This is a genomic window from Pseudoduganella sp. R-34, from assembly GCF_049904655.1.
Lineage (GTDB): Bacteria > Pseudomonadota > Gammaproteobacteria > Burkholderiales > Burkholderiaceae_D > Rugamonas.
In genome coordinates this window covers 2,145,866-2,166,921 of record NZ_CP184572.1, presented here as the reverse complement: position 1 = coordinate 2,166,921, position 21,056 = coordinate 2,145,866, and the positions used below count along the sequence as shown (strand labels likewise).

Annotated in this window: 20 protein-coding genes; 10 read left to right on the top strand and 10 right to left on the bottom strand. The window is 60.5% G+C overall.

What is annotated here, in order from left to right; all coding sequences use genetic code 11:
- Positions 1 to 3: 3 nt before the first annotated feature.
- From ACN9MW_RS09960 to ACN9MW_RS09945, 4 genes are read left to right on the top strand one after another with little or no spacing between them, the layout of a single operon-like run.
- The gene (locus ACN9MW_RS09960; protein ID WP_426170379.1) at positions 4 to 2,091 is read left to right on the top strand and encodes a TonB-dependent receptor; all 2,088 of its coding nucleotides are present in this window, start codon (positions 4 to 6) and stop codon (positions 2,089 to 2,091) included.
- 48 nt (positions 2,092 to 2,139) lie between these two features.
- Positions 2,140 to 2,439 carry an antibiotic biosynthesis monooxygenase family protein gene (locus ACN9MW_RS09955; RefSeq protein ID WP_426170377.1) on the top strand — a complete coding sequence of 100 codons (300 nt, stop codon included), beginning with the start codon at positions 2,140 to 2,142 and terminating at the stop codon, positions 2,437 to 2,439.
- Entirely contained in the window at positions 2,439 to 2,870 is a 432-nt protein-coding gene (locus tag ACN9MW_RS09950; RefSeq protein ID WP_426170376.1) for a YybH family protein, read from the top strand. Before ACN9MW_RS09955 ends, ACN9MW_RS09950 begins: the two co-directional genes overlap by 1 nt.
- A gap of 56 nt (positions 2,871 to 2,926) precedes the next feature.
- Positions 2,927 to 3,226: a hypothetical protein gene (locus ACN9MW_RS09945; protein ID WP_426170375.1), complete on the top strand. Its 300-nt coding sequence runs from the start codon at positions 2,927 to 2,929 to the stop codon at positions 3,224 to 3,226.
- Positions 3,227 to 3,308: 82 nt separating this feature from the next.
- Here the strand turns inward: ACN9MW_RS09945 and ACN9MW_RS09940 are convergent, their stop codons facing one another.
- Together ACN9MW_RS09940 and ACN9MW_RS09935 are read right to left on the bottom strand one after the other, a co-directional pair.
- The gene (locus ACN9MW_RS09940; RefSeq protein ID WP_426170374.1) at positions 3,309 to 4,388 is read right to left on the bottom strand and encodes a hypothetical protein; all 1,080 of its coding nucleotides are present in this window, start codon (positions 4,386 to 4,388) and stop codon (positions 3,309 to 3,311) included.
- A 9-nt stretch (positions 4,389 to 4,397) separates the two neighbouring features.
- On the bottom strand, positions 4,398 to 5,738 hold the full coding sequence (locus ACN9MW_RS09935) for a trypsin-like serine peptidase (RefSeq protein ID WP_426170372.1): 1,341 nt from the start codon (positions 5,736 to 5,738) through the stop codon (positions 4,398 to 4,400).
- Positions 5,739 to 5,961: 223 nt separating this feature from the next.
- Between ACN9MW_RS09935 and ACN9MW_RS09930 the strand changes: the two genes are divergently transcribed.
- Together ACN9MW_RS09930 and ACN9MW_RS09925 are read left to right on the top strand one after the other, a co-directional pair.
- Positions 5,962 to 6,942, top strand: coding sequence for an SLAC1 anion channel family protein (locus tag ACN9MW_RS09930; RefSeq protein WP_426170371.1), 981 nt, complete (start codon positions 5,962 to 5,964; stop codon positions 6,940 to 6,942).
- A 2-nt stretch (positions 6,943 to 6,944) separates the two neighbouring features.
- Positions 6,945 to 7,907: a GlxA family transcriptional regulator gene (locus ACN9MW_RS09925; RefSeq protein ID WP_426170370.1), complete on the top strand. Its 963-nt coding sequence runs from the start codon at positions 6,945 to 6,947 to the stop codon at positions 7,905 to 7,907.
- On the opposite strand, the gene pncB is transcribed toward ACN9MW_RS09925, so the two are convergent.
- The 3 genes from pncB to ACN9MW_RS09910 form a co-directional block, all read right to left on the bottom strand.
- Positions 7,895 to 9,085: a nicotinate phosphoribosyltransferase gene (gene pncB / locus ACN9MW_RS09920; RefSeq protein WP_426170368.1), complete on the bottom strand. Its 1,191-nt coding sequence runs from the start codon at positions 9,083 to 9,085 to the stop codon at positions 7,895 to 7,897. The genes ACN9MW_RS09925 and pncB overlap by 13 nt on opposite strands.
- Entirely contained in the window at positions 9,085 to 9,927 is an 843-nt protein-coding gene (locus ACN9MW_RS09915; RefSeq protein ID WP_426170366.1) for a cysteine hydrolase, read from the bottom strand. The genes pncB and ACN9MW_RS09915 overlap by 1 nt, the downstream gene beginning before the upstream one ends.
- Positions 9,928 to 10,068: 141 nt before the next feature.
- Positions 10,069 to 10,683 (bottom strand): FMN-dependent NADH-azoreductase, encoded by a 615-nt coding sequence (locus ACN9MW_RS09910; RefSeq protein WP_426170365.1) that lies wholly within the window; start codon positions 10,681 to 10,683, stop codon positions 10,069 to 10,071.
- 100 nt (positions 10,684 to 10,783) lie between these two features.
- Here ACN9MW_RS09910 and ACN9MW_RS09905 point away from each other — a divergent pair, with 100 nt between their 5' ends.
- Both ACN9MW_RS09905 and ACN9MW_RS09900 read left to right on the top strand, forming a co-directional pair.
- Positions 10,784 to 11,701: a LysR family transcriptional regulator gene (locus ACN9MW_RS09905; protein ID WP_426170364.1), complete on the top strand. Its 918-nt coding sequence runs from the start codon at positions 10,784 to 10,786 to the stop codon at positions 11,699 to 11,701.
- A 92-nt stretch (positions 11,702 to 11,793) separates the two neighbouring features.
- Positions 11,794 to 12,108: a hypothetical protein gene (locus tag ACN9MW_RS09900; protein ID WP_426170362.1), complete on the top strand. Its 315-nt coding sequence runs from the start codon at positions 11,794 to 11,796 to the stop codon at positions 12,106 to 12,108.
- A gap of 12 nt (positions 12,109 to 12,120) precedes the next feature.
- Here the strand turns inward: ACN9MW_RS09900 and ACN9MW_RS09895 are convergent, their stop codons facing one another.
- The 5 genes from ACN9MW_RS09895 to ACN9MW_RS09875 form a co-directional block, all read right to left on the bottom strand.
- On the bottom strand, positions 12,121 to 12,432 hold the full coding sequence (locus ACN9MW_RS09895; protein ID WP_426170360.1) for a chaperone modulator CbpM: 312 nt from the start codon (positions 12,430 to 12,432) through the stop codon (positions 12,121 to 12,123).
- A 3-nt stretch (positions 12,433 to 12,435) separates the two neighbouring features.
- Positions 12,436 to 13,302, bottom strand: coding sequence for a DnaJ C-terminal domain-containing protein (locus ACN9MW_RS09890; RefSeq protein WP_426170359.1), 867 nt, complete (start codon positions 13,300 to 13,302; stop codon positions 12,436 to 12,438).
- 648 nt (positions 13,303 to 13,950) lie between these two features.
- The gene (locus ACN9MW_RS09885; RefSeq protein ID WP_426170357.1) at positions 13,951 to 14,139 is read right to left on the bottom strand and encodes a hypothetical protein; all 189 of its coding nucleotides are present in this window, start codon (positions 14,137 to 14,139) and stop codon (positions 13,951 to 13,953) included.
- Between the two features lie 401 nt (positions 14,140 to 14,540).
- Positions 14,541 to 16,364, bottom strand: a complete 1,824-nt coding sequence (locus ACN9MW_RS09880) for a hypothetical protein (protein WP_426170355.1) — start codon at positions 16,362 to 16,364, stop codon at positions 14,541 to 14,543.
- A 176-nt stretch (positions 16,365 to 16,540) separates the two neighbouring features.
- Complete coding sequence (locus ACN9MW_RS09875) at positions 16,541 to 17,221, bottom strand: beta/gamma crystallin-related protein (RefSeq protein WP_426170354.1); 681 nt, start codon at positions 17,219 to 17,221, stop codon at positions 16,541 to 16,543.
- Positions 17,222 to 17,318: 97 nt separating this feature from the next.
- On the opposite strand from ACN9MW_RS09875, the gene ACN9MW_RS09870 reads away from it, so the two are divergent.
- Together ACN9MW_RS09870 and ACN9MW_RS09865 are read left to right on the top strand one after the other, a co-directional pair.
- On the top strand, positions 17,319 to 18,686 hold the full coding sequence (locus ACN9MW_RS09870) for an MATE family efflux transporter (RefSeq protein WP_426170352.1): 1,368 nt from the start codon (positions 17,319 to 17,321) through the stop codon (positions 18,684 to 18,686).
- Positions 18,687 to 18,766: 80 nt separating this feature from the next.
- Positions 18,767 to 20,983, top strand: a complete 2,217-nt coding sequence (locus ACN9MW_RS09865) for a DPP IV N-terminal domain-containing protein (RefSeq protein WP_426170350.1) — start codon at positions 18,767 to 18,769, stop codon at positions 20,981 to 20,983.
- Positions 20,984 to 21,056: the final 73 nt, after the last annotated feature.

Sequence of the window (21,056 nt, the reverse complement as noted above, 5' to 3'; positions counted from 1 at the left end):
AGCATGTCGTTGAACAAGTCCCCGCTGGCGCTTGCCATTGCGCTGGCGTTGCCGCATTTCGCCGTATTCGCCGAAGAAGCCACCCTCCCCTCCGTCACCGTCACCGCCGGCCGCGAAGCTGCCTACAACCCGGGCACGGCCACCAGCGCCACCAAGATCGACGCGCCGCTGCGCGACATTCCGCAAACTGTGAACGTGGTGCCGCAGGAACTGCTGCGCGACAAAGGCGTGAGCTCGATGGAGGATGCTATGAAGGGTATCCCGGGCGTCGGCCTGTCGCACGGCGACGGCCAGCGCGACCAGGTGACCATCCGCGGCTTCACAGCGATCGCCGACCAGTTCATCGATGGCATGCGCGACGACGCGCTGTATTTCCGCGACCTGTCCAATGTCGAACAGATTGAAGTGATCAAGGGCCCGGCCTCCGTGCTGTATGGCCGCGGTTCTTCGGGTGGCATGATCAACCGCATCACCAAGAAGCCTGGCATCGACCGCACGGAAGCCAGCGTGACCTTCGGCAGCTGGAGCAAGAAGCGCGGCGAGTTCGACGTGGCGCGCAACCTGAAGGACAGTGGCGTCGCTTTCCGCGTCACCGGCGCCAAGGAAGATTCGGACAGCTACCGCGACCAGCAATTCCTCAAGCGTGAAGCACTGTCGCCGTCCCTGCTGTGGAAGCTGAGCGCCGATACCTCCCTGCTGCTGCAGGGTGAATACCTGTCCGACCGCCGCCTGACCGACTTCGGCATCCCTTCCTACAAGGGCTTGCCGGTCGACGTGGAACCTGGCACCTACTACGGCGCCGCCAATGCACGCGACACGGACTTCAGCCAGGCGCGCGTGAAATCGCTGGCCGTCGTGCTGGACCACCGCCTCAACGCCAACTGGTCGCTGCGCAACGCTTTCCGCCGCTACGACTATTCGCTGAACCGCAATAACACCCTGGTCGGCAGCGTTAATGAAGCGGCGCAAACCGCCTCCCTCACCCACGGCAATGTGCGCCGCGAAGAAGACGGCTACTTCAACCAGACCGAGTTGACCCAGCGCGCAGAATTCTTCGGCATGCAGCACCAGTTACTGTACGGTGTGGAGATCGGCAAGCAGGACAAGGACCAGGTCAACCGCTCCAAGACCAATGTCGCCACGGTCAACCTGTTCAACCCGGTGCTGCCGGTGCTGCAACTGGAAGCCAACGTCGCTCCGGGCACGGACAACCTCGGCATCATGAAGAACAAGAGCGTCTACGTGCAAGACCTGGCGACGCTCACGCCGCAGTGGAAGCTGCTGGCCGGCGTCCGCTACGATGACTTCAGCCAGGAGACACGCGAACGCCGCGCAGGCCAGAAAGACCTGGAGCGCACCGACCGCGCCTGGAGCCCGCGCGCGGGCCTGGTGTACCAGCCAAGCGGCAGCGTTTCCTACTACGCTTCGTTCAGCAAGTCCTTCCAGCCTTCGGGTGAAACCTTCGCGCTGGCCGCCAACAACGCAGCCATCGAACCGGAAGAAACCACCAACAAGGAAGTGGGCGCCAAGATCGACCTGTTTGATGGCCAGGCGACTGTTGGCGCATCGCTGTTCCGCCTGCAGCGCACCGGCATCAAGGCCACCGATCCAGTCACCAACGTCGTCATGCCGGTCGGCACCCAGCGTACCGACGGCCTTGAGCTGACCTTCACCGGTGAACTGGGCCAGGGCTGGCAAGTGGCTTCCGGCCTGGCGCTGCTGGACGCGGAAATCATCAAGTCCATCGCCCGCGACGACGGCCAGAACGTACAAGGCAAGCAGCCAACGCTCACGCCCAAGCGCAGCGCCAACCTGTGGCTGAACAAGGCACTGGGCGGCGGCTGGTTCACCGGCGCCGGCGTGAACTACCAGGGCGACCGCTTTGCCAACCCGGGCAACACCACCTCCCTGCCCGCCTACACCGTGGTCGATGCCATGGTGGCTTACCGCACCGCGTCGTACGACGTGCAGCTGAACGTGAACAACCTGTTCGACCGCGAGTACATCGTTTCCGGCCACGGGTCAAGCAAGCTGCTTAACCTGCCGGGCGCGCCGCGCAATTTCCGCGTAACGGCCCGCTACCGCTTCTGATCCATCTGAGGCACAATCGGGACATTACTTTGCGAAAGGAATGTCCCGATGATTTACGAGCTGGCGGAATTTGAGATCAAGGATGGCCAGGGTGCCGAGTTTGAAGCAGCGGTGCAGAAAGCCGTGCCGCTGTTCCAGCGCGCCAAAGGCTGCAAGTCGATGCGGCTTGAGCGCGTGATCGAGCGCGCCAACACCTATATGCTGGTCATCGTGTGGGAAACGCTGGAGAACCACACCGTCGACTTCCGCGGCAGCGAAGACTTCCAGGCGTGGCGCGGCATGGTTGGCCAATACTTCGCCAACACCCCGCGCGTCGAACACACCAGCAACGTCGTCGCCGGATTCTGATGCGAATCCTCGCCTGCCTGATGCTGGCTGCGGCCAGCCTGCCTGCATTGGCCGCCACGCCGGCCGAGACGATGGACGCTTTCCAGCGCGCGCTGGCCGAAGGCAAGCGCGATGCGGCGCTTGCCCTGCTCAGTCCCAAGGTGAAGATATTCGAATCGGGCTATACCGAAAATAGCCGCGACGAATATGCCGCGCACCATCTCGACAGCGATATCGACTTCCTGCGCACGACAAAATCGCGCCTGCTGCGCCATGAAGAACGCCGCGATGGCGCGACCGCAATCGTCATGCGCGAGACGGAAACCACCGGCAGCTACAAGGATGCCGAGATTCACCTGTTCGGGCTGGAAACCGCCGTGCTGGAAAAAGCGGGCGACGGCTGGCAGATCGTCCATTTGCACTGGTCGTCACGCAAGTCGCAGGCGAAGTAAGCGCGCGCCACGTCGCAGCGCCTTACGCGACAATCCCGCCAAACAGGAGACTAATCATGCCAAGCACCATTTACCGAAATTTCCGCCAGATCGCTGATGCCGAAGGCGCACGCAGCGCCCTGCTGGCCGAAGGCTTTGCCAATTCGGCCGTACAACTGAACCTGCACGAAGCACGCCCATTGAGCACCACTGCTTCGGCGGTGCAGAACATCATGGATTCGCTCACGCCGGACGATGTCGACAACACCGACAAGCCGGACCGCCCTGCCGCCCTGCTGTCGGTCGACGTCGACGACGACGCCCAGCGCGAACAGGCCGACCGCATCATGTCCCGCTTCGGCGCGCAGGAAGCGTGACAACCAAAGGCGCCACGCAGACCAATTTCGCACCAATTAATCCATGCATCGAAGTTGGGCCCAACGCAAGGCCTTTGGCGAATTATTTGGCGGGAGTCGACGCTGTACCAGTTTTCTTGTCAATAGCATCCTTAATTGCGTCGCCGATTGATGTAGACGCTGCATCAACCACTGCTTTACGGTGCTGATCTTCTTTAAGGGCAGTCTCGATAGCGCGTCCTAGATCCAGGTTATCTTCGGTTTCGGTCAACACGGCAGTAATACGCAAAGGAATCGGATCGATATAGCCGTCCGCAGTAGTACGAGGCAACGGAGGCAGGAATGTATCTTTACCTTGAGATTGCAAATCTACATTCTCGCTGTTGACGCTTAGCATCCCAAGATCATACGTCTTCGCGTAAAAGGGCTTCCATTCCCCATTGGCTTCCATAATATCCATGTGCAATTCAACGCTGACATGTTTGCGCTTGCCATCTTCCGCCCCCGTGTTGAAGTAATCCAAACGGCCCGGGCGCAACGTACGATATAAGGTACGTGGCTGCTTAGCTTCAGGCGGGGGAGTTTTCTTTGCTGCAGCTGGAGCAACTGGTGCAGGGGAAGATTTTTCAGAACCGAGTGTCAACTCCATATAAAAATCAGGCACGCGCGCGAGATTCAGCTTACCAATCGCACTGTCCTTGTCGATTGCATGCCAAGGACTGTCAGCACTCAATTTCGCGTTGAGATCTTTCGACAATTTCAAATAATTATCGCTTTCCGCCCTGCCATGAGGGGCACGTATCAACGTGATGCAACCGAAGCTGAATTTCTTGGCATCTGGCGAGTACAACATCGTAGTTTGTACTGCGGTAGAAGATGAAGTCTTTTTCTCGTTGTGTTTCGCGAGAGCCTGAACGCCCTTGTCATACAACCACCCCGTCGCCGCAGGCACAACGGTATCGACCAGCGGTTTAAGGAGAGCGCCTGCGATCAACAGCATAGGCGAGTCGTCCTGCCCGGATTTCGTAACCGGGCATTTGTTGCTGACGTCGATGAACAGGGGCGGATCGGCGCGAGGGAATTGTGGCGCTGCGGTGGCCGAAACTTCCTTTTTCTCATCTGCGGCGAGAGCAACGGACGACAAGGCTCCCGTCAACATCGCGAAACACAGTATTTTTTTCATACATTCCCTTTAGTTTTGGATTGCCGTTTTGAGTGGAATCGCCCCCATATTGAACACGACTCCAGTATTTCCAGCGGCGCAAGCGCGGTGCTGGGTATTGAATGCAGTACCATGATGCACACCTACGACGACCGGCCTGCCACTTTCAAGTCTGGCCAGGAAAATTGGGCTTCCGCTGACGCCGCCAATCGTGTCGCACGCATGAATCATGCATCCATCGACACTCTTGGTGACGATGCGACAAGAAAGTGAGGAATCAAATCGGACATATTGCGGCCAGTCGGCCAATTTAATGGCTGCTGGCTTCGACGATGGCGCTGCAAGCGCTCGAGCAAACGGGGCGTGAAAGCCAGCCAATATTACTTCTGGAGGTTCGCTACTCACTTTGGAGCGCTCATCGCGAACAATTGGCCATAACCCACCTGGGTTATACGGCTGTTGAAGCTTCAACATAACTTGGTCAAAGGCCACCAGGCCGTCATCTCGATTATCCTCTGCTGAGCCGAGCTCGCTCATCAGACTTATGACACGCTGCGGTGCGTTCATGGGAATGAAGACCAGACTGCTGATTTGTCGTTTACTTTGCAGCGCGCCATCATCAGATGCCCAACGAAAAATCACATGCCTTGCCGTATAAATTCGGTCTGGCGCCAGTTGTACAGCCATGCCTACTGGCAGATAAGTCTTGCTATTGATGACGATCCCTGAATGACCATCGCCCAACGACTCGCCCAGATCGACAATGACGCCAATTCGCTGTCGCATTTCGCTTGGAAAAACATGGCTGGTACACTTCTCATAGTAAGTACGCACCAATGCGAGGTCATTGGTATCGATACTGTCAGCATCACCATTAGTCATCGCATCATTTTTTGCTAACGCGACTTTTGCCTCCTTGCACTCTTGTGAAATGGCAGAGGCATATTCTTTTGCCCTTGTGCCGTATGCTTTGATTGCATCCCTGCAGGTTTGGTCGGCTTGGTCACAAAATGCAGAAATGAGCCCGTCACGTGGCTGCTGTTCGTTTAATCTGATGATTCCGTCCGGCGAAACTACTTGCATAGTTTCTGGCCGTGAATGAAGCTTATCCAGTCCAGATTTCATCATTGGGCTCACGGAAAGTTTCGAATCCATGACAACGTTGCCCTCCAGATCTTGCAAAATTACGTGAGGCGGCCCACTCAACTGCGATTTCTTGAAGCTTTGTGTCTGCCCATTCTCCAAATTATTCAGCGTGAAATTAGTTCCGCTCTTCATCTGCAGAATTTCCTCTTTCGCCAGTAATTGTTGCGCTATCGCGTCACTGGCCAGCAGCGCCAAACTCAATGCAGCAAATTGCGACTTCCACATAAAAGTCCCCATTGCCAAGAAATAATTATTCAATATACAACTAAGCAAGTGGGCTGGGGTTGTAAAGATGCAACTTGTTTGGGGGCGGCCATTGTCGGGCCGGCGCACCCCGAAAGGAATGGCCTTGGCCGAGGGTGGCGCAGGGTTGGCCGAAAATGATGCATGCACACACTATCGGCCAAAAGCTTGCCGTCCGATAATGGATTCATCGCAAATCCATCGGATGAAAATCATGCAAACCACTACCATCGCCGCCCTGCCCGCCGGCAGCGCCTCGGTCAAAAACCTCCCCGTCAACCTGTTTGGCTCCGTCATGGGCATCGCCGGCCTGGCCCTGGCTTGGCGCGGCGCCGCCCACCTGTTCGGCAGCAGCACGCTGATCGCCGATGGCGTCGGCATCCTGTCGCTGCTGGTGTTTGCGGTGCTGGCCGTGGGCTACCTGTCGAAACTGGCTGCGTTCCCCGATGCTGTGAAGGCCGAATTCTCGCACCCGGTGGCGAGCAACTTCTTCGGCACGATTGCCATCGCTGTGCTGCTGCTTTCAAGCGTTGTGGCGCCCTGGAGCGAGCAGCTCCAGAAACTGGTGTGGACTGTCGGTTCGGTCGCCACGCTGGTGCTGGGTTATGTGGTGGTGTCACGCGTCCTGCAAGGGAATATCACGCCGGCCAATGTAGTGCCGGCCTGGCTGATTCCCGGCGTGGCTTCGCTCGATATCGCCGTCACCGGCGGCGCCTGGGGCCATGAAATGAACATGATCGCGCTTGGCATCGGCACGGCCATCGCCATCGTCTTCTACGTGATGATCTTCAGCCGCCTGGTGCACGGCGACGCGCTGCCGGCCGGCATGCTGCCATCGCTGATGGTGATGATCGCGCCATTCGAAGTCGGCTTCCTGGCCTACGTCAACGTCACCCAACACGTCGACATGTTCGCCGCCATGCTGTTCTACTTTGGCCTGTTCATGTTCCTGGTGCTGGCCCCGCGCGTGTTCCGTCGTTCGGTGCCCTTCGGCCCTGCCTGGTGGGCTATCAGCTTCCCGATCGCTGCGCTGGTGAACGCTGCGATCAAATATGCCGCCGTGGCCGATAGCGCTGGCGTGGTGCTGCTGGCCGGCGTGCTGCTTGCATTCCTGACCGTGACGATTGCCGCGCTGCTGGTGCGTACCTTATATTCGCTGTACACCGGCAAACTCCTGGCAGGCTAACCATGCGTATCGCTTTACTCGTTTTCCCTGGCGTGCAATTGCTCGACGTGGCCGGGCCGATGGATGTCTTCCACGAAGCGTCCCGACAGTCGGGCAAGCCAGGCGCTTACCAGTTCGACCTGGTCGCGCTGGAGGAAGGTCCGGTTCGCGCCGACAACGGCATGTTGTTCCAGCCGACGGCCACCATCGATACGCTGGACCACGCGGTCGACACCCTGCTTGTCACCGGCAGCCACGCCGTGCAGGACGTCACCGGCAACCCGCGCCTGGCGCAGTGGCTGCAGCGGCAGGCTGCCGTCGTGCGCCGTCTGGGCTCCGTGTGCTCCGGAGCCTGGCTGCTGGCCCATGCCGGCCTGCTGGACGGCCGGCGCGTTACCACCCACTGGAATATTTCGGCCTCGCTGGCGCGGCGCTTCGAACAGGTGCAGGTCGAACATGACCAGATCTACCTGCGCGACGGGAACCTCTATACCTCGGCCGGCGTGACGGCCGGCATGGACCTGGCGCTGGCCCTGGTCGAAGAAGACCTTGGCCGCGACGTGGCGCTGGCCGTGGCGCGCGAACTGGTAATGTTCATCAAGCGCCCTGGTGGCCAGTCGCAATTCAGCGCCCACCTGGCCGCGCAAACCGCGCAACGCGCCCCGATCCGGCAAGTGCAGGAATGGGTGCTGGAAAACCTGGACGAGGACCTGACCGTGGACCAGCTGGCCGCACAAGCGGGCATGAGCGTGCGCAACTTCTCGCGCGCATTCAAGAGCGATACTGGTGAAACCCCGGCCGATTTTGTCGAAGCCGCGCGGCTCGACACAGCGCGGCGCTTGCTGGAGGAAACCGCCAACCCGCTCAAGCGAATAGCGGCACGCAGCGGCTTCCACGACCAGAACAGCTTAAGGCGGGCCTTCGTGCGCCGCCTTGGCGTAACGCCGGGCGACTACCGCCTGCGCTTCCGTCCTCAGGACGCCTGATGGTTGAACACCTGCCGCAGGTAGGCCAGGAAAGTCTCGTCCTTGCACAAGGTCTTGCCCGGCGAATCGGACAGCTTGGCGACCGATTGCCCATTCAGGCGGATCAGCTTCATGACGATGTTCAGCGGCTTGATGCCGACATCATTGGTCAGCCAGGTACCAATGCCGAAGCCCACCATGATGCGGTCGGCGAACTGGCGGTACAGGCGGAACGCCGTGTCGAAGTCCAGGCCGTCGGAGAACACCAGGCGCTTGGTATTGGAATCGATGCGCAAGGCCTGGTAATGCGCGATGGCCTTTTCGCCCCACAGGATCGGATCGCCCGAATCGTGCCGCAAGCCGTCGAACAGCTTGGCGAAGTACAGGTCGAAGTCGTTGAGGAAGGCGTCCATGCCCACCACGTCAGTCAGCGCGATACCGAGGTCGCCGCGGTACTCCTGCACCCAGGCCTCGAGCGAGGCTTTCTGGAAGTCGCGCAGCCGCACGCCGAACGCCTGGAAGGACTGCATGTACTCGTGGGCCATGGTGCCGATAGGGATCAGGCCAAATTTTTTCGCGATATAGACGTTCGAAGTACCTTTGAAGCACTGCGGCACTTCGCGTTCCAGGCGCTCGACGACTTCATCGTGCCATGCGGAAGAAAAGCGGCGGCGCAGGCCAAAGTCGGAAAATTCGAAGGGATGGCGCAGCGCCGGCGTCGTGCCGAAAGCCTTTAACTGCGCGATCTTCTCGCCCAGGCGCTTGCGCCCTTCTTCCATCGCGGCCGGCGTGCCGGCGCGGCGGAAGTACAACTCGTTGACGATGTAGAGCACGAAGATCTCATACGCCATGATGTGCACTTGCGGGCCCTCGGCGTGGATGACCAGGGTATCGCCTTCCGCGCGTACTTCGATGAACTTGCGCTGGAAGCGGAACACGGCGAGAAAGTCAACGAAGTCGCTCTTGATATAACGCAGGGAGCGCAGGTAATTCAGCTCGTCCTCGGTGAAGGACATGCCGCACAGGTGGTCCAGCTGCGCCTCGACTTCCTCCTTCAGCTCAGACAGCGGGAAGACGGTCTGGTTGCGGCATACGAATTCATATTCGGCATGGGCGCTTGGGTGGCTATGCAGCAGAGCCTGCCACATCGTGAATTTATACAGGTCGGTTTCAAGCAAGCTGCGGACGACAGGGATCATTATTTGTTCTCCGCATTGGCCAGCAGTTCCGGCAGGACTTCAGCCGAAGTGGCAAGGCGCGCGCCGCGGCGCTGCATGGCTTGCGCGAATTCGAGGTATTGGTTTTCAAAGCCGGACACAGGGCTCATGCAGTCGGTCACCAGCACCAGCTTGCGCGGGTCGACGTGGTCGGCGATATGTTCGGTGGTCGCCTTCACGCAATGGCTGCCGGCTTCGCCGGTGATGTAGACGGTGTCGCCTTGCGACAGGCTTGCGATCAGTTCGCGGTTCAATTGCGAGGCAGGGTCGGTTGGATCGGGCACTTCGGCCATGACAGCGGAGTAGTGCTCGGTCCACGGATTGGAGCCTTTGCCGACCTTGGCGACCACGGCATGGCGCGCCTCTTCCCAGGCGTTGTAGGCAGCGCGCACGGCGTCGTGCACATTGTGGCCCCAGCTGCCGATTTCGCAGTGGACGGGCCACACCATCAGCTGATAGCGACCTGCCGATTCCAGCGCATCCAGGTAAGCCAGCACGCGCGGCAAGGCGGCTTCATCGCGCGGCGCGAAGCGGCCGGCGCGCACATCGGCAGCGGAAATCTGCGTGAACGGCCCCGGCGCCGTGCCTTCGGCCGTACGCCAGAAGGTCGGATGCGCCACGTCATAGCGATGGTGCGAATCGAGCGTGACGGTAATGGCCGAAAGCCCGGCGCCGCCCTGGTCGATCAGGCTGGCGACGCGCAGCATGTCCCGGTGGGCGCCGGGAACCGGCAAGGCCGGTACGGCAGGAGAATTGGCCTCGACGGGCAAATCGCAGAAATCGTTCTGCGGATCGATGATGAGCAAGTGGTAGTGGCGTTTCATTTTGCAATGATAGCAAATGATAAAAAAGGCAGCACGGGCCGGCGGGCCGATGCTGCCAAGTCCACTACGGGGAGAGTGAATGGTCGAGCCCGTGTCACACCCTGGGGTCAGACCCCAAGGTGTGACACGGGCTGGGCTGTATCAGGCTGCGATCAGTTGCTCGATCGACTTCTGGGCCTTGGCCAGCGTATCGGCGACGGCTTGTTCGCCCATCGCTACGCCTTCGGCGCGGATGAACTGCACGTCGGTCAGGCCGATAAAGCCCAGCACGGTGCGCAGGAAGGTGGTCAGGTGGTCGTAGGCGACCGCCGCGCCTTCGCTGTACACGCCGCCGCTGGCGGTAAAGACGTAGACCTTCTTGCCCTTCAGCAGGCCTTCCGGGCCGTTGGCGGTGTACTGGAAGGTGCGGCCGGCGCGGGCTACGTGGTCGATCCAGGCCTTCAGCGACGATGGCACGGAGAAGTTGTACATCGGGGCGCCGATCACCACCACGTCGGCTGCAAACAGTTCGTCAACCAGGGTGTCGGACACTTTGACCACATGCGCCTGTTCCGCATTGCGCGCTTCAGCTGGCGTGAAGAAGGCGCCCATCATCTGCTCCGTCAGGTGCGGCACCGGATTGGCAGCCAGGTCGCGCTCGACCACGGTGTCCGCCGGGTTGGCAGCCTTCCACTTGGCGATGAACTCAGCCGACAGTTGGCGGGACAGGGAACCAGCGCTACGCACGCTGCTATTGATGTAGAGAACGTTTGCCATGTACTTGCTCCAAGAAAGTTGATGATTGCGGCCATCTTAGAACGGGTTTATTATCGATGAAATAGGTTTTATAACGATAGAAATTATCGATTTTCTTGATATGCGAGATCCCGGCCTTCCCACCCTCGACCAGTTGCGCGTCTTCATCGCGGTGATCGACCACGGCGGTTTTGCCCATGCCGCGCGGGCCTTGCACCGCACCCAATCGGTGATCAGCTACACCATCGCCAACCTCGAAGAACAGCTGAATATCGCCCTGCTCGACCGCAGCACGCGCAAGCCGACCCTGACCGAAGCGGGCAAGACCCTGCTGGCCGATGCGCGCGCTGTGACCAGCAAGGTGGACGGCATGCGCTCCCGCGCCAAGGCCCTCGGCATGGGACTGGAGGCCGAGCTGAGCGTGGTGGTCGACGTCATGTTCCCGGCCTGCGTGCTGGTACGCGCGCTCGAGCAATTCCAGCGTGAGTTCCCGACCGTCTCGCTGCGCCTGCATACGGAAGCGCTGGGCGCCGTGGCGCAGATGGTGGCCGACCGCCGCTGCCAGCTGGGCGTGGCCGGCATGGCCGCCACCGCGCCCGTCAATATCGAGCGCCATGCCGCCGGCTTCGTCAAAATGATGCCGGTCTGCTCGCCGCTGCATCCATTGTCGCGTGAACCCGCGCCAATCCCGACTGCGGTCTTGCGCGAGCACTTGCAACTCGTGGTGACCGACCGCAGCCCGTTGACCGAAGGCCGCGATTTCGGCGTATTGGGCTTGCGCGACTGGCGGCTGGGCGACCTCGGCTCCAAACACGCCCTGCTGTTAGGCGGCTTAGGCTGGGGCAATATGCCCGAACACATGGTCATGCGCGATTTGGCCGAAGGACGCCTGCTGAGCCTGCACACCCAGGAGGGCCGCGAGCTTGATTACCCGCTGTTTGTGATCCACCGCGGCGACGATGAGCTGGGGCCGGCCGGCAAATGGCTGCGCCAGAAATTCATCGACATCGACCATACGCTGCCGCCGGATGCTTTCTAAACATTCCTACAGGCCAGCGGCGTGTGCACCTACAGGCTTGCCTGCTACTTCGGCCTAGCATGGATTCGCTTCAACCATAAAGGAGAGCGATCATGGCACCACGCAAGGACAGTGAGCAATCGGACGATTGGCGCAACCAGGCTGGGCAAGCTGGCCAGAGCGGCGGCAATCGCCAACAAGGCCAGCGCGAAAACCTGACCGGTGGCAACCAGCAATCCGACCAGGACCGCGGCAACAAGCAATCCGACCAGGACCGCGGCAGCAAGCAATCCGATCAGGAGCGCGGCAACAAGCAGAGCGACATCGGCCAGGGCCAGCGCCAGGGCAGCCGCGATGACTTGCTGGATGAGGAAGAAGGCAATACCGGCAACCGCGGCAATCGCGGCGGCCGAGACCAGCAACGCTAAGCTGTCACGCAGCTAAGCCATTCCGGCGGCGCGCAGGCGCGACTTCAGGCGGCGGACCTCGTCGCACAAATCCACCACCAGCGCCGCCAAATCTTCGTCCGCATCGAAATCCCGTTCAAGCTGGACCAAGCGACGCGCCCTCCCCAGGTCCACGCTGGTGAATTGCAGGGTTTCGATGCTTGCCCCTTCCCTTCCGACCAGGATGCCGCGTTGTACGTGATGCACGACCCATTCCGGCTCGACAGCGCAGGCACGCGCCAGTTCATCCAGCGTCAGCGCCTGGTGTTCCAGCGGCACGCCTTCCACAATCTCCTCCTTGGGCATCGCTCATCCTCCTATTTCGCGTTGCATCTGTTCGTATAGCGCGCGCCGCGCGGGCGTATCGGCTGGCGGGGCGAAGATTTCAAGAATCAGGTAGAGGTCGCCCGCCACGCCCGAGCTGTTGGCTGCGGGAATGCCGCGTCCTTTCAGGCGCAACTTGCGGCCGCTTTGCGAATTGGGCGGCACGGTCACGGTCACGCGGCCCGAAGGCGTGCTCACTTCGCGCTCGCCGCCCAGCGCGGCAAGCCATGGCGGGATCGGGACTTTCTCGTAGACGTCGCGGCCCTCGGCACGGTAACGGTCATCGGACTGGAAGGCGATTTCAAGGTACAGGTCGCCTGCCTCGGCGCCATTCATGCCGGGCTGGCCCTGTCCTCCCAGCCGCAGCTGCTGGCCGGCCGTCACGCCCTTCGGGATATTCACCTTGAGCGTCCGTTCGCGGCCCAGCGAAATCTCGCGCTGGGCGCCGTGGTAGGCGTCATGCAGGCTGATTTCGAGAACGGCATGAATGTCTTCTCCACGCATGCGGAAACCCTGGCGGCCGCCGCGCTGTCCACCCACGTGGGCAAACAGGTCGGCAAAAAAATCTTCGGCGCTGCCACCTCCGAAGCCGGCGCTCCAATCGGGCGGCGGGCGGAATTCCTGGCCGGCGCGGTACTGGCCGCTGCCCAGCGAATCGTAGGCGGCACGCTTTTCGGCATCGCCGAGCACACCGTAAGCTTCATTCAGCTCCTTGGTGCGGGCATCGGCATCGGCTTCCTTGCTGACGTCCGGGTGATACTTGCGGACCAGCTTCCGATAAGCCTTCTTGATCTCGTCTTCGCTGGCAGTCTTGGGGACTCCCAGCGTGGCGTAGTAGTCCTTGTATTCCACGTACACGCTCCCGAAATGGCGTCCTTGCCAGTCTAGCGGAAAACGCCCTCAAACGTCCGTTGCCGCATTCTCATGTGCCACGGCGCAGAATGACGACTACAGAATATTGAGCTCACTCAAGGGATATACGATGACAATACTAGCAAAACCGCCTACCCGAAGTGCGATTCACGATGGCATTCGGGCATAGCGCAATAGCATTCTCGACTGTGTCTTCGGTCTCCTCCACCAACGGCGTTCAATGATGCACCCTAGGTAAGGTGAGCCATCGGATTTGCGCCCAGGCGCCTTATCGGGGGGAGTGGTCGAGGAAAAGTGGACCGCCAGTCATGGGCTCCGATTAACGCTCACGCGGACAGGAATCTTGGCCCCACGTACATTTCGCGCTGTCACAATGCGTTCGACAATATGACCCGATATCCCTGCACGAGTCATGTACTGGCAAGCTTCCGCCACACCTGCCAAATACAGCAGCGACAGGCCGCATTGCACTATCTTCGCCATTTCGTGATCTTGCCGCCGTTGAGGCTTGCTTAAGCTGTTAGACATATGCACCTCCTTGCCGAAAGAAAGTATATGCACACGTCAGATGGCTTGCTTGGATATTCGCAATACGAGCGTGCGAAAACAACTGTTTTGTAAGGTCCGTCAGGCCACGGTCGCCGGATTTGATAATTGAGTTTCCATGTGCGCCGCCAGGATGTGGGCAATGACCTCTGGGGTACAGCCGTGCTCAAACAGGAATTCAACGGCGGCGAGTCGAGACTGGCTGTTTGCAATCGCAATGGCGTCATCGGCTAACGCGCACTTGTTGTGGTCTGGCCGTTCCGATGACATGGCAGCCCTCTTGTCAAATGGCAGGTGCTCTTGATACCGATAGTATGCGCGCGTTTACTCCAAAGTGGCGACCTATTCTTGAGTCCGGCTGTAGCATAAATGTCATGACACGGCGCCACGACACTATTACCGCAGAACGAATGTCCATTGCACTGCTCACTCGAGCGGCATTTGGTGCTAAGGCAGGTTTGCGCTCCGCCTTGTTCTACGGCGTCCATGCGCCGCTGGCGGAAGAGGTGTTTGGTCGGCCAGCATCAAAAGTCCGCGTGCACGTGCCAGGCTCAGATGCCCAAGTTGACCGGAGAAAGCAGTCCCGATAGCGGCCTCAGTGACTTCGTCAGCGAAGCCGCGCCCAGGGCCAGCGGCGCGCTGGCACGCCGCTGGCCTGGCATTACTGCAGATTAGCGCTTATACACAGTCTCCATGATGCGCTGGTAGTTGTCCCGGGACTCCATCCAGACGGTGCGCGCCTTGACAGTCTCGCCAGTCGCCAGCGCTGGAAGCTTGAAGCTGGTGCTGAAGGTTCCCGCCGCGGTCGGCGACTCGGTCGACTCCAGGCCTGTGCGGCCATTCGAGGTTTCCTCGGTGATGGAGAGCCAGGTCACTGTGCCCGGGTTGACACTGGAGACTGCCAGCGTGAGGTCACGGGTGCTGTAGCTGGACAGTGCTGCCAGGCTCTGCTCCGACAGCGTTGCGAAGGCGGTGCTGGCCTTGGTTTCGGTCAGGTTCAGTGGACGGCGCTGCACTTTCAGGACGTAAGTGCCGTCGGCGCTGCCGGAAGCGAAGGAGAGCTTGGCATTGGCGGCGTCATACGCAGTCAGCACATACACCGCATTGTCAGGCAGGCGGCCAATGCCATCGTCGCCCATTGGAGAATTGCCGCCGCAGTCGGTGCCCATCACATAGGTACCCGACGAGTTGACAGCGTTGACCCACCTTTCGCCCACGCCTGGCGCGTTGTAGCGCAGGCCTGCCAGCGGCATGCCAGGACCGGTGATGACGATGTGGTCGAGCATGCCAGCGGTCGTATTGTTGTTCAGGGTACGGTCGGTAATATTGAAATTGATGCCGGTGCGGTAGCAAGTGCCGCTGGCGGCAACAATCTTGCTCATGCTGGCAAACGCTTCCAGCTCCAGTGCGCGCTGGTTGCCGTGCAGACGCCATACGCCGTCGGTCGGGCTCTTGCGAATCTTCCAGTTTTCCAGGCGGTCCATGATCTGGCCAGACTTGGTCTTCACGGTGAACGATACGCGGGCAGTGATCTTGGCCGGATCGCTGTAATCGATCTGGTGGATTTCAATGTCGCTGAAGGTGGCGCCTACCAGGGCAGGTTCACTCACCAGGTGGCGGAAGAAGGCCGAGGCATCCACGTCGTCGCTGAGGAAGCCGGTGGTTGCAAATGGCAGCAGCGCATCTACCGTCGGCAGGCCGTCGGCGAACTTGGCGATGAAGTCGGTCAGCGCCTTCTTCACCAGCGGTGCATCGGTGGTGGCGGTGCTGATATTGTCCGCTGCCAGTTTCGTCGGGTTGATTTCGACGGCTGCCTTCTGCTTCAGGTCGTCGGTGATCACCGAGGTGTTGGCGCTGGTGCTGATGGTGGCTACGGCGGTGCTCGAGTCTACCGTGACGTGGATTGCATCCAGTGCCTTATCGAGCGGGCTCGACAATGGAAGGAAGGGCGTGCGCAGCAGGTCGGCGTTGGCATCGACGCCCAGCGCGGTCAGGATCGCTTGCAGCTTTTCCTTGAGTTTGGCAGCTTCAGCATCGATCGTCGCAGCGGTGGCCGTAGAAGCGTTTTTATCGAACTGGTCGAAATAATCCGCCGAAACCTGGCCGCCTACATTTGCAGCGATCAGGTCGGTAAGCTGGGTGATATTGATCTTGCCGGCGGCATCGGCGCTGGTGGCGATCGAGTGCACGGTGTAGACCTGGCCGTTGGCCGAGCCAGAGGCGCGGAACACAAACGGGCCGGTCATGCCGGTGACATCGACCGAATACGCGCCGTTGGCGCCAATCTGGGCGACTTTGGTGGCGCCTTTCGAATCCTTGACGATGACGCTGCCGGCCAGTGGCGCGCCCACTGCTGCCGTACCGCTGAATACCACCGAAACCGGGGACGTCTGCACCGGTGGCGGCGTCGTTTCGCTGCTTGAACTGCTGCCGCCGCCGCATGCGGCCAAGGCCATGCTCACGGCACTTGCCAAAATCAGTTTATTGAACTTCATTCTGCCCTCAGGTTGTTAGCATTTAGATTATTTAATAGACATTATTAATATTTCCATATGGAAATTATAAATACTATTAGACAATACTAGCACAGCCCTGGAACCCGGCTCAATTCCGGCGTTGCGAAAAAAAAAGCGCGCTGTGAAGCGCGCTTTCCTGGAGGAGCAGTTTCCGATCAGCGTACGCGGCGGATCGACGAAATGCGGTCGCTGAAGTCCCTCAGGTCCGGGTAGCGGCCTGGGGCGAAGGTGCGGCACTGGCCGCCAAAGTCGGCGTGTTCGCATGCTTCCCAGGTACCGTAGTTGACGACCATTGAGTTCGCGTTGTCGTTGAAATGGACATCGCGCAGTGTACTTAAGTCGTTATTGACCTGCACGATGCGGCCACGGAAGCCGTTGTCGTTGAACAGCTCCACCGCCGGGCCGCGCTGCTCCTGCTCATATCCACGATAGTCTCGGCGTTCTTCGCGGCGCTCTTCACGCCAGCGGTCATCACGGTCATCACGATTATCGCGGCCCCAGCCCTGGCCACGGTCGCGGCGGCGCTCGATCTCGCGGGCAGAAGAAAAGTTGTTGTTGAACTGGCGCAGGTTAGGGTATTCGCCGCGCTCGAAGACGGCACACTGGCCCTGGAAATTAACGTGCTCGCACAATTCCCAGGTGCCGGAACGCACCACCAGGCTCGAAGCGCGGTCGTTGAAATCGAAGTCGCGGAAGTTGTTGGCGGCGCCGTCGGCAATCACCACGCGCTGGCCGCGAAAGTCTTCGCGCGAGAAGAGTTGCAGTTCACCGGCCGAAGCGGCCTGGCCAAGCAGGGAAGCGGCCAGCAGGAAAGCGGCGGTCAAGGTATTCTTCATTACTAAATCTCCGATATTCAGGCATCCTAAGCGCTCTAACGCGGCGCAAAGGCCGTTAGACTACCCTACCTTGTAACAAATTCCTACTGTGCAACACATGCCGACGACAATTTCGACCGCCAATTTACGCAACGAAGCAACAGCATTATGGAGATTGGCCTGGCCGGTATTGATTGGGCAACTCGCCACTGTCGGCATGGCGGTGGCGGACGTGGCGATGACCGGCCACACCCGGGCTTCCGAGCTGGCTGCAGTGTCGACCGGCGCTGCGATCTGGTCGATCGTGCTGGTGACCGTGATGGGCACCATGATGGCCATGAATACGCTGGTGGCGCATGAAGTGGGCGCCGGCAATTACCAGCGCATCCCGCACCTGGTGCGCCAGGGCTTGTGGAAAGGCCTGGGCGTCGGCATTGTGGCCATGCTGCTGGCCAATCTCTGCACCCTGCTGTTCGACCACCTGCAACTGGCGCCGGAAGTCAACCAGCGCGCTTCGCTGTTCGTGCACATCATCAGTATCGGCCTGCCGCCGTTCGCCTGTTATCGCGCACTGTATGGCTACAGCGCCAGCATCAACCAGACCAAGCCCGTGATGGTGATTGCCCTGTTTGGGCTGGCCTTCAACGTTTTCGTCAACTGGCTGCTGATCTTCGGCCATTGGGGCTTGCCGGCCATGGGCGGCGTCGGTTGCGCGGTGTCGACCGGGATCTGCATGTGGCTGATGCTGGGCGCCATGCTGGCGTGGATGCGTATTTCGCGCGCCTATCGCGCCACCTATCCTTTCACGCATTGGGAGGGACCGCACTGGCCAGAAATCCGCAGCATGCTGAGGCTTGGCCTGCCGATCGGCGTGACCTACTTCGCCGAGGTGAGCGCCTTCGGCGCGGTGGCGCTGCTGGTGGCGCGCTTCGGCGTGATCGAACAGTCGGCGCACCAGATTGCGCTGAACTTCTCTTCGCTGGTGTTCATGGTGCCGCTTAGCCTTGGCATCGGCATGGTGACGCGCGTGGGCCAGGCGCTGGGCGAAGGCGATGCGCGCCGTGCCCGTTCGGCGTCATGGGTCGGGCTCGGCATGTCGCTGGCGTTTGCCGTGGTGTCGGCTGCGTTCATTGCCGCATTCCGCAATGAGATCGCGGCCGCCTACACCAGTGATATCGCAGTCCAGCAGACGTGCGTCACCCTGCTGCTGTTTGCCGCGCTGTTCCAGTTGTCCGACGCGACGCAGGTGGCGGCGGCTTGCGCGATCCGCGGCTACAAGGTGACGCGCGGGCCGATGCTGATCCAGCTGCTGGCGTTCTGGGTGTTTGCGCTGCCGGTCGGCTGCCTGCTGGGCTTGTGGAAGGAAATGGCGGCAGCCGGATTCTGGATCGGGCTGGTGCTCGGCCTGACAATTGCTGCCATTTTGCTTACGGCCTACCTGCGCACACTGTCGAATTCCCGGGTGGCCGAAGGAAAAACGGCATAGGGCGTTGCATTCCGAATTTCAGCGGGGGCGGGTTCTGGTATTGTCTTGCGATTCGTAAGTAAACCATTCCGGGACAAACAATGCGCCTTATCCTCACCCTGGCAGCCCTGCTGGCTGCCGGTACCGCTTCCGCTGAACGCCTGACACTGGAGCGCCTGTACGCCGACCCGGCACTGTCCGGCCCTGGCGTGCGCGCCCTCAAGGTTTCACCGGATGGCGCCCGCGTCACCTTCCTGCGCGCCCGCGCGGACGACCAATACCAGATGGACCTGTGGGAATACAACATGAAGGACAAGACCACGCGCCGCCTGGTCGACTCCAAGGCCCTGGTCCCGGTCGAGAACTTGTCCGACGCTGAAAAAGCACTGCGCGAACGCGCCCGCACCGCGGCCCTGAAAGGCATTATCTCCTACAACTGGTCACCTGATGGCAAGCAGTTGCTGGTGCCGCTGGCCGGCAACCTGTACCTGGTCGACCTGTCCAAGCCGGACAGCGCGCGCCTGGTGGCTGCGGGCAGCGTCATCGATCCGAAGATTTCGCCGAAAGGCAAATACGTTTCCTTCGTGCGCAACCAGAACCTGTTCGTGATCGACCTGGCCACCGGCAAGGAGCGCCAGCTGACCACTGACGGCAAGGGCACCGTGCATAACGGCGAAGCAGAATTCGTGGCGCAGGAAGAAATGCACCAGTTCACCGGCTACTACTGGGCGCCGGACGATTCCGCCATTGCCTTCCGCTGGTATGACGAAGCGCAGGTGCCGGTGGCGCGCCGCTTCGAGATTTATGCCGACCGCACCGACGTAGTGGAGCAGCGCTACCCTGCCGCCGGCGACAAGAACGCCATCGTCGGCCTGAAGATCGTGTCGCCAAACGGCGGCGAAATCCGCAACGTGGACCTGGGTGCCAACAAGGATATCTACCTGGTGCGTGCCGACTGGAGCAAGGACTCCCGGTCGCTGTTCTTCCAGCGCCAGTCGCGCGACCAGAAGACGCTGGAGCTGATCGCAGTCGATGCGGCCACGCTGACACAGCGCCCTGTACTGACCGAAACCTCGAAAACCTGGACCACCATCAACGACGACCTGCGCTTCCTGGAAAGCGGCAAGGGCTTTATCTGGTCGTCCGAGCGCACTGGCCGCAATCACCTGTACTTCTACGGCATGGACGGCAAGCTGAAACACGCCATCTCCAAAGGCGAATGGGGCTTTGACGATGTGCTGGCAGTGGACGAGAAATCGGGCAAGGTCTTCGTCTCCTCCAACAAGGACGCAGTCTACGACAAGCAGGTCTATGAACTGAAGCTGGACGGCTCGACCGCCGACAAGCCAAAGCGCATCACCCAGGCTGACGGTTGGCATGACGCCTCCTTCTCCAAGCATGGCGAAGTGTTCGTGGATACCTGGTCCGATCCTGCCACCCCGCCCCAAGTCGCGATCCGCCGTCCGGACGGTGCGCTGGTGAGCTGGCTGGAAAAGAATGAAGTCAACGAGTCGCACCCCTACTTCAAGTACAAATCGGACCAGTTGCCGGTCGAATTCGGCAACATGAAGGCGAAGGATGGCCAGACCCTGTACTACTCGATGATCAAGCCGTACAAGTTCGACGCCAGCAAGAAGTACCCGGTCTACCTGTCCACCTACGGCGGCCCTCACTCGCAGCACGTAACCCGCAAATGGGACAGCCAGCAGTTCGACCAGTACATGGCGCAGCAAGGCTATGTGGTCTTCCGCCTGGATAACCGCGGCTCCTCGCGCCGCGAGCGCGTGTTCACCGACGCCATCTACCGCAACCTGGGCAAGGTGGAAGTGGAAGACCAGCTGACCGGCATCGACTGGCTGGGCCAGCAGCCGTTCGTGGACGCCAAGCGCATCGGCGTGTACGGCTGGAGCTATGGCGGCTTCATGACCCTGCGCCTGCTGTCGCAAGGCTCGGACAAGATCGCAGCCGGCGTGTCCGGCGCACCGGTGACCGACTGGGGCCTGTACGACACCCACTACACCGAGCAGTTCATGGACCGCCCATCCGACAACGTGGAAGGCTACAAGCAATCGAACGTGTTCTATCACGTCGACGGGCTGAAGTCGAAGCTGCTGCTGATCCACGGCATGGCGGACGACAACGTCCTGTTCACCAACACCACCAAGATGATCGATGCGCTGGTGAACCGCGGCGTGCAGTTCGAGCTGATGACCTACCCGGGCGCCAAGCACGGCGTGTCGAACCGCCTGGCCAAGCGCCACGTGCAAACCTATATCGACGCCTTCTTCCGCAAGCACCTGAAGCCGGAATCGAACTAAGCCCCGGGCCACGCGCCCTGCCCTGAAGCCCGCCCGCGCAAGCCGGCGGGCTTTTTCTTTGTTGCGCCTCAAG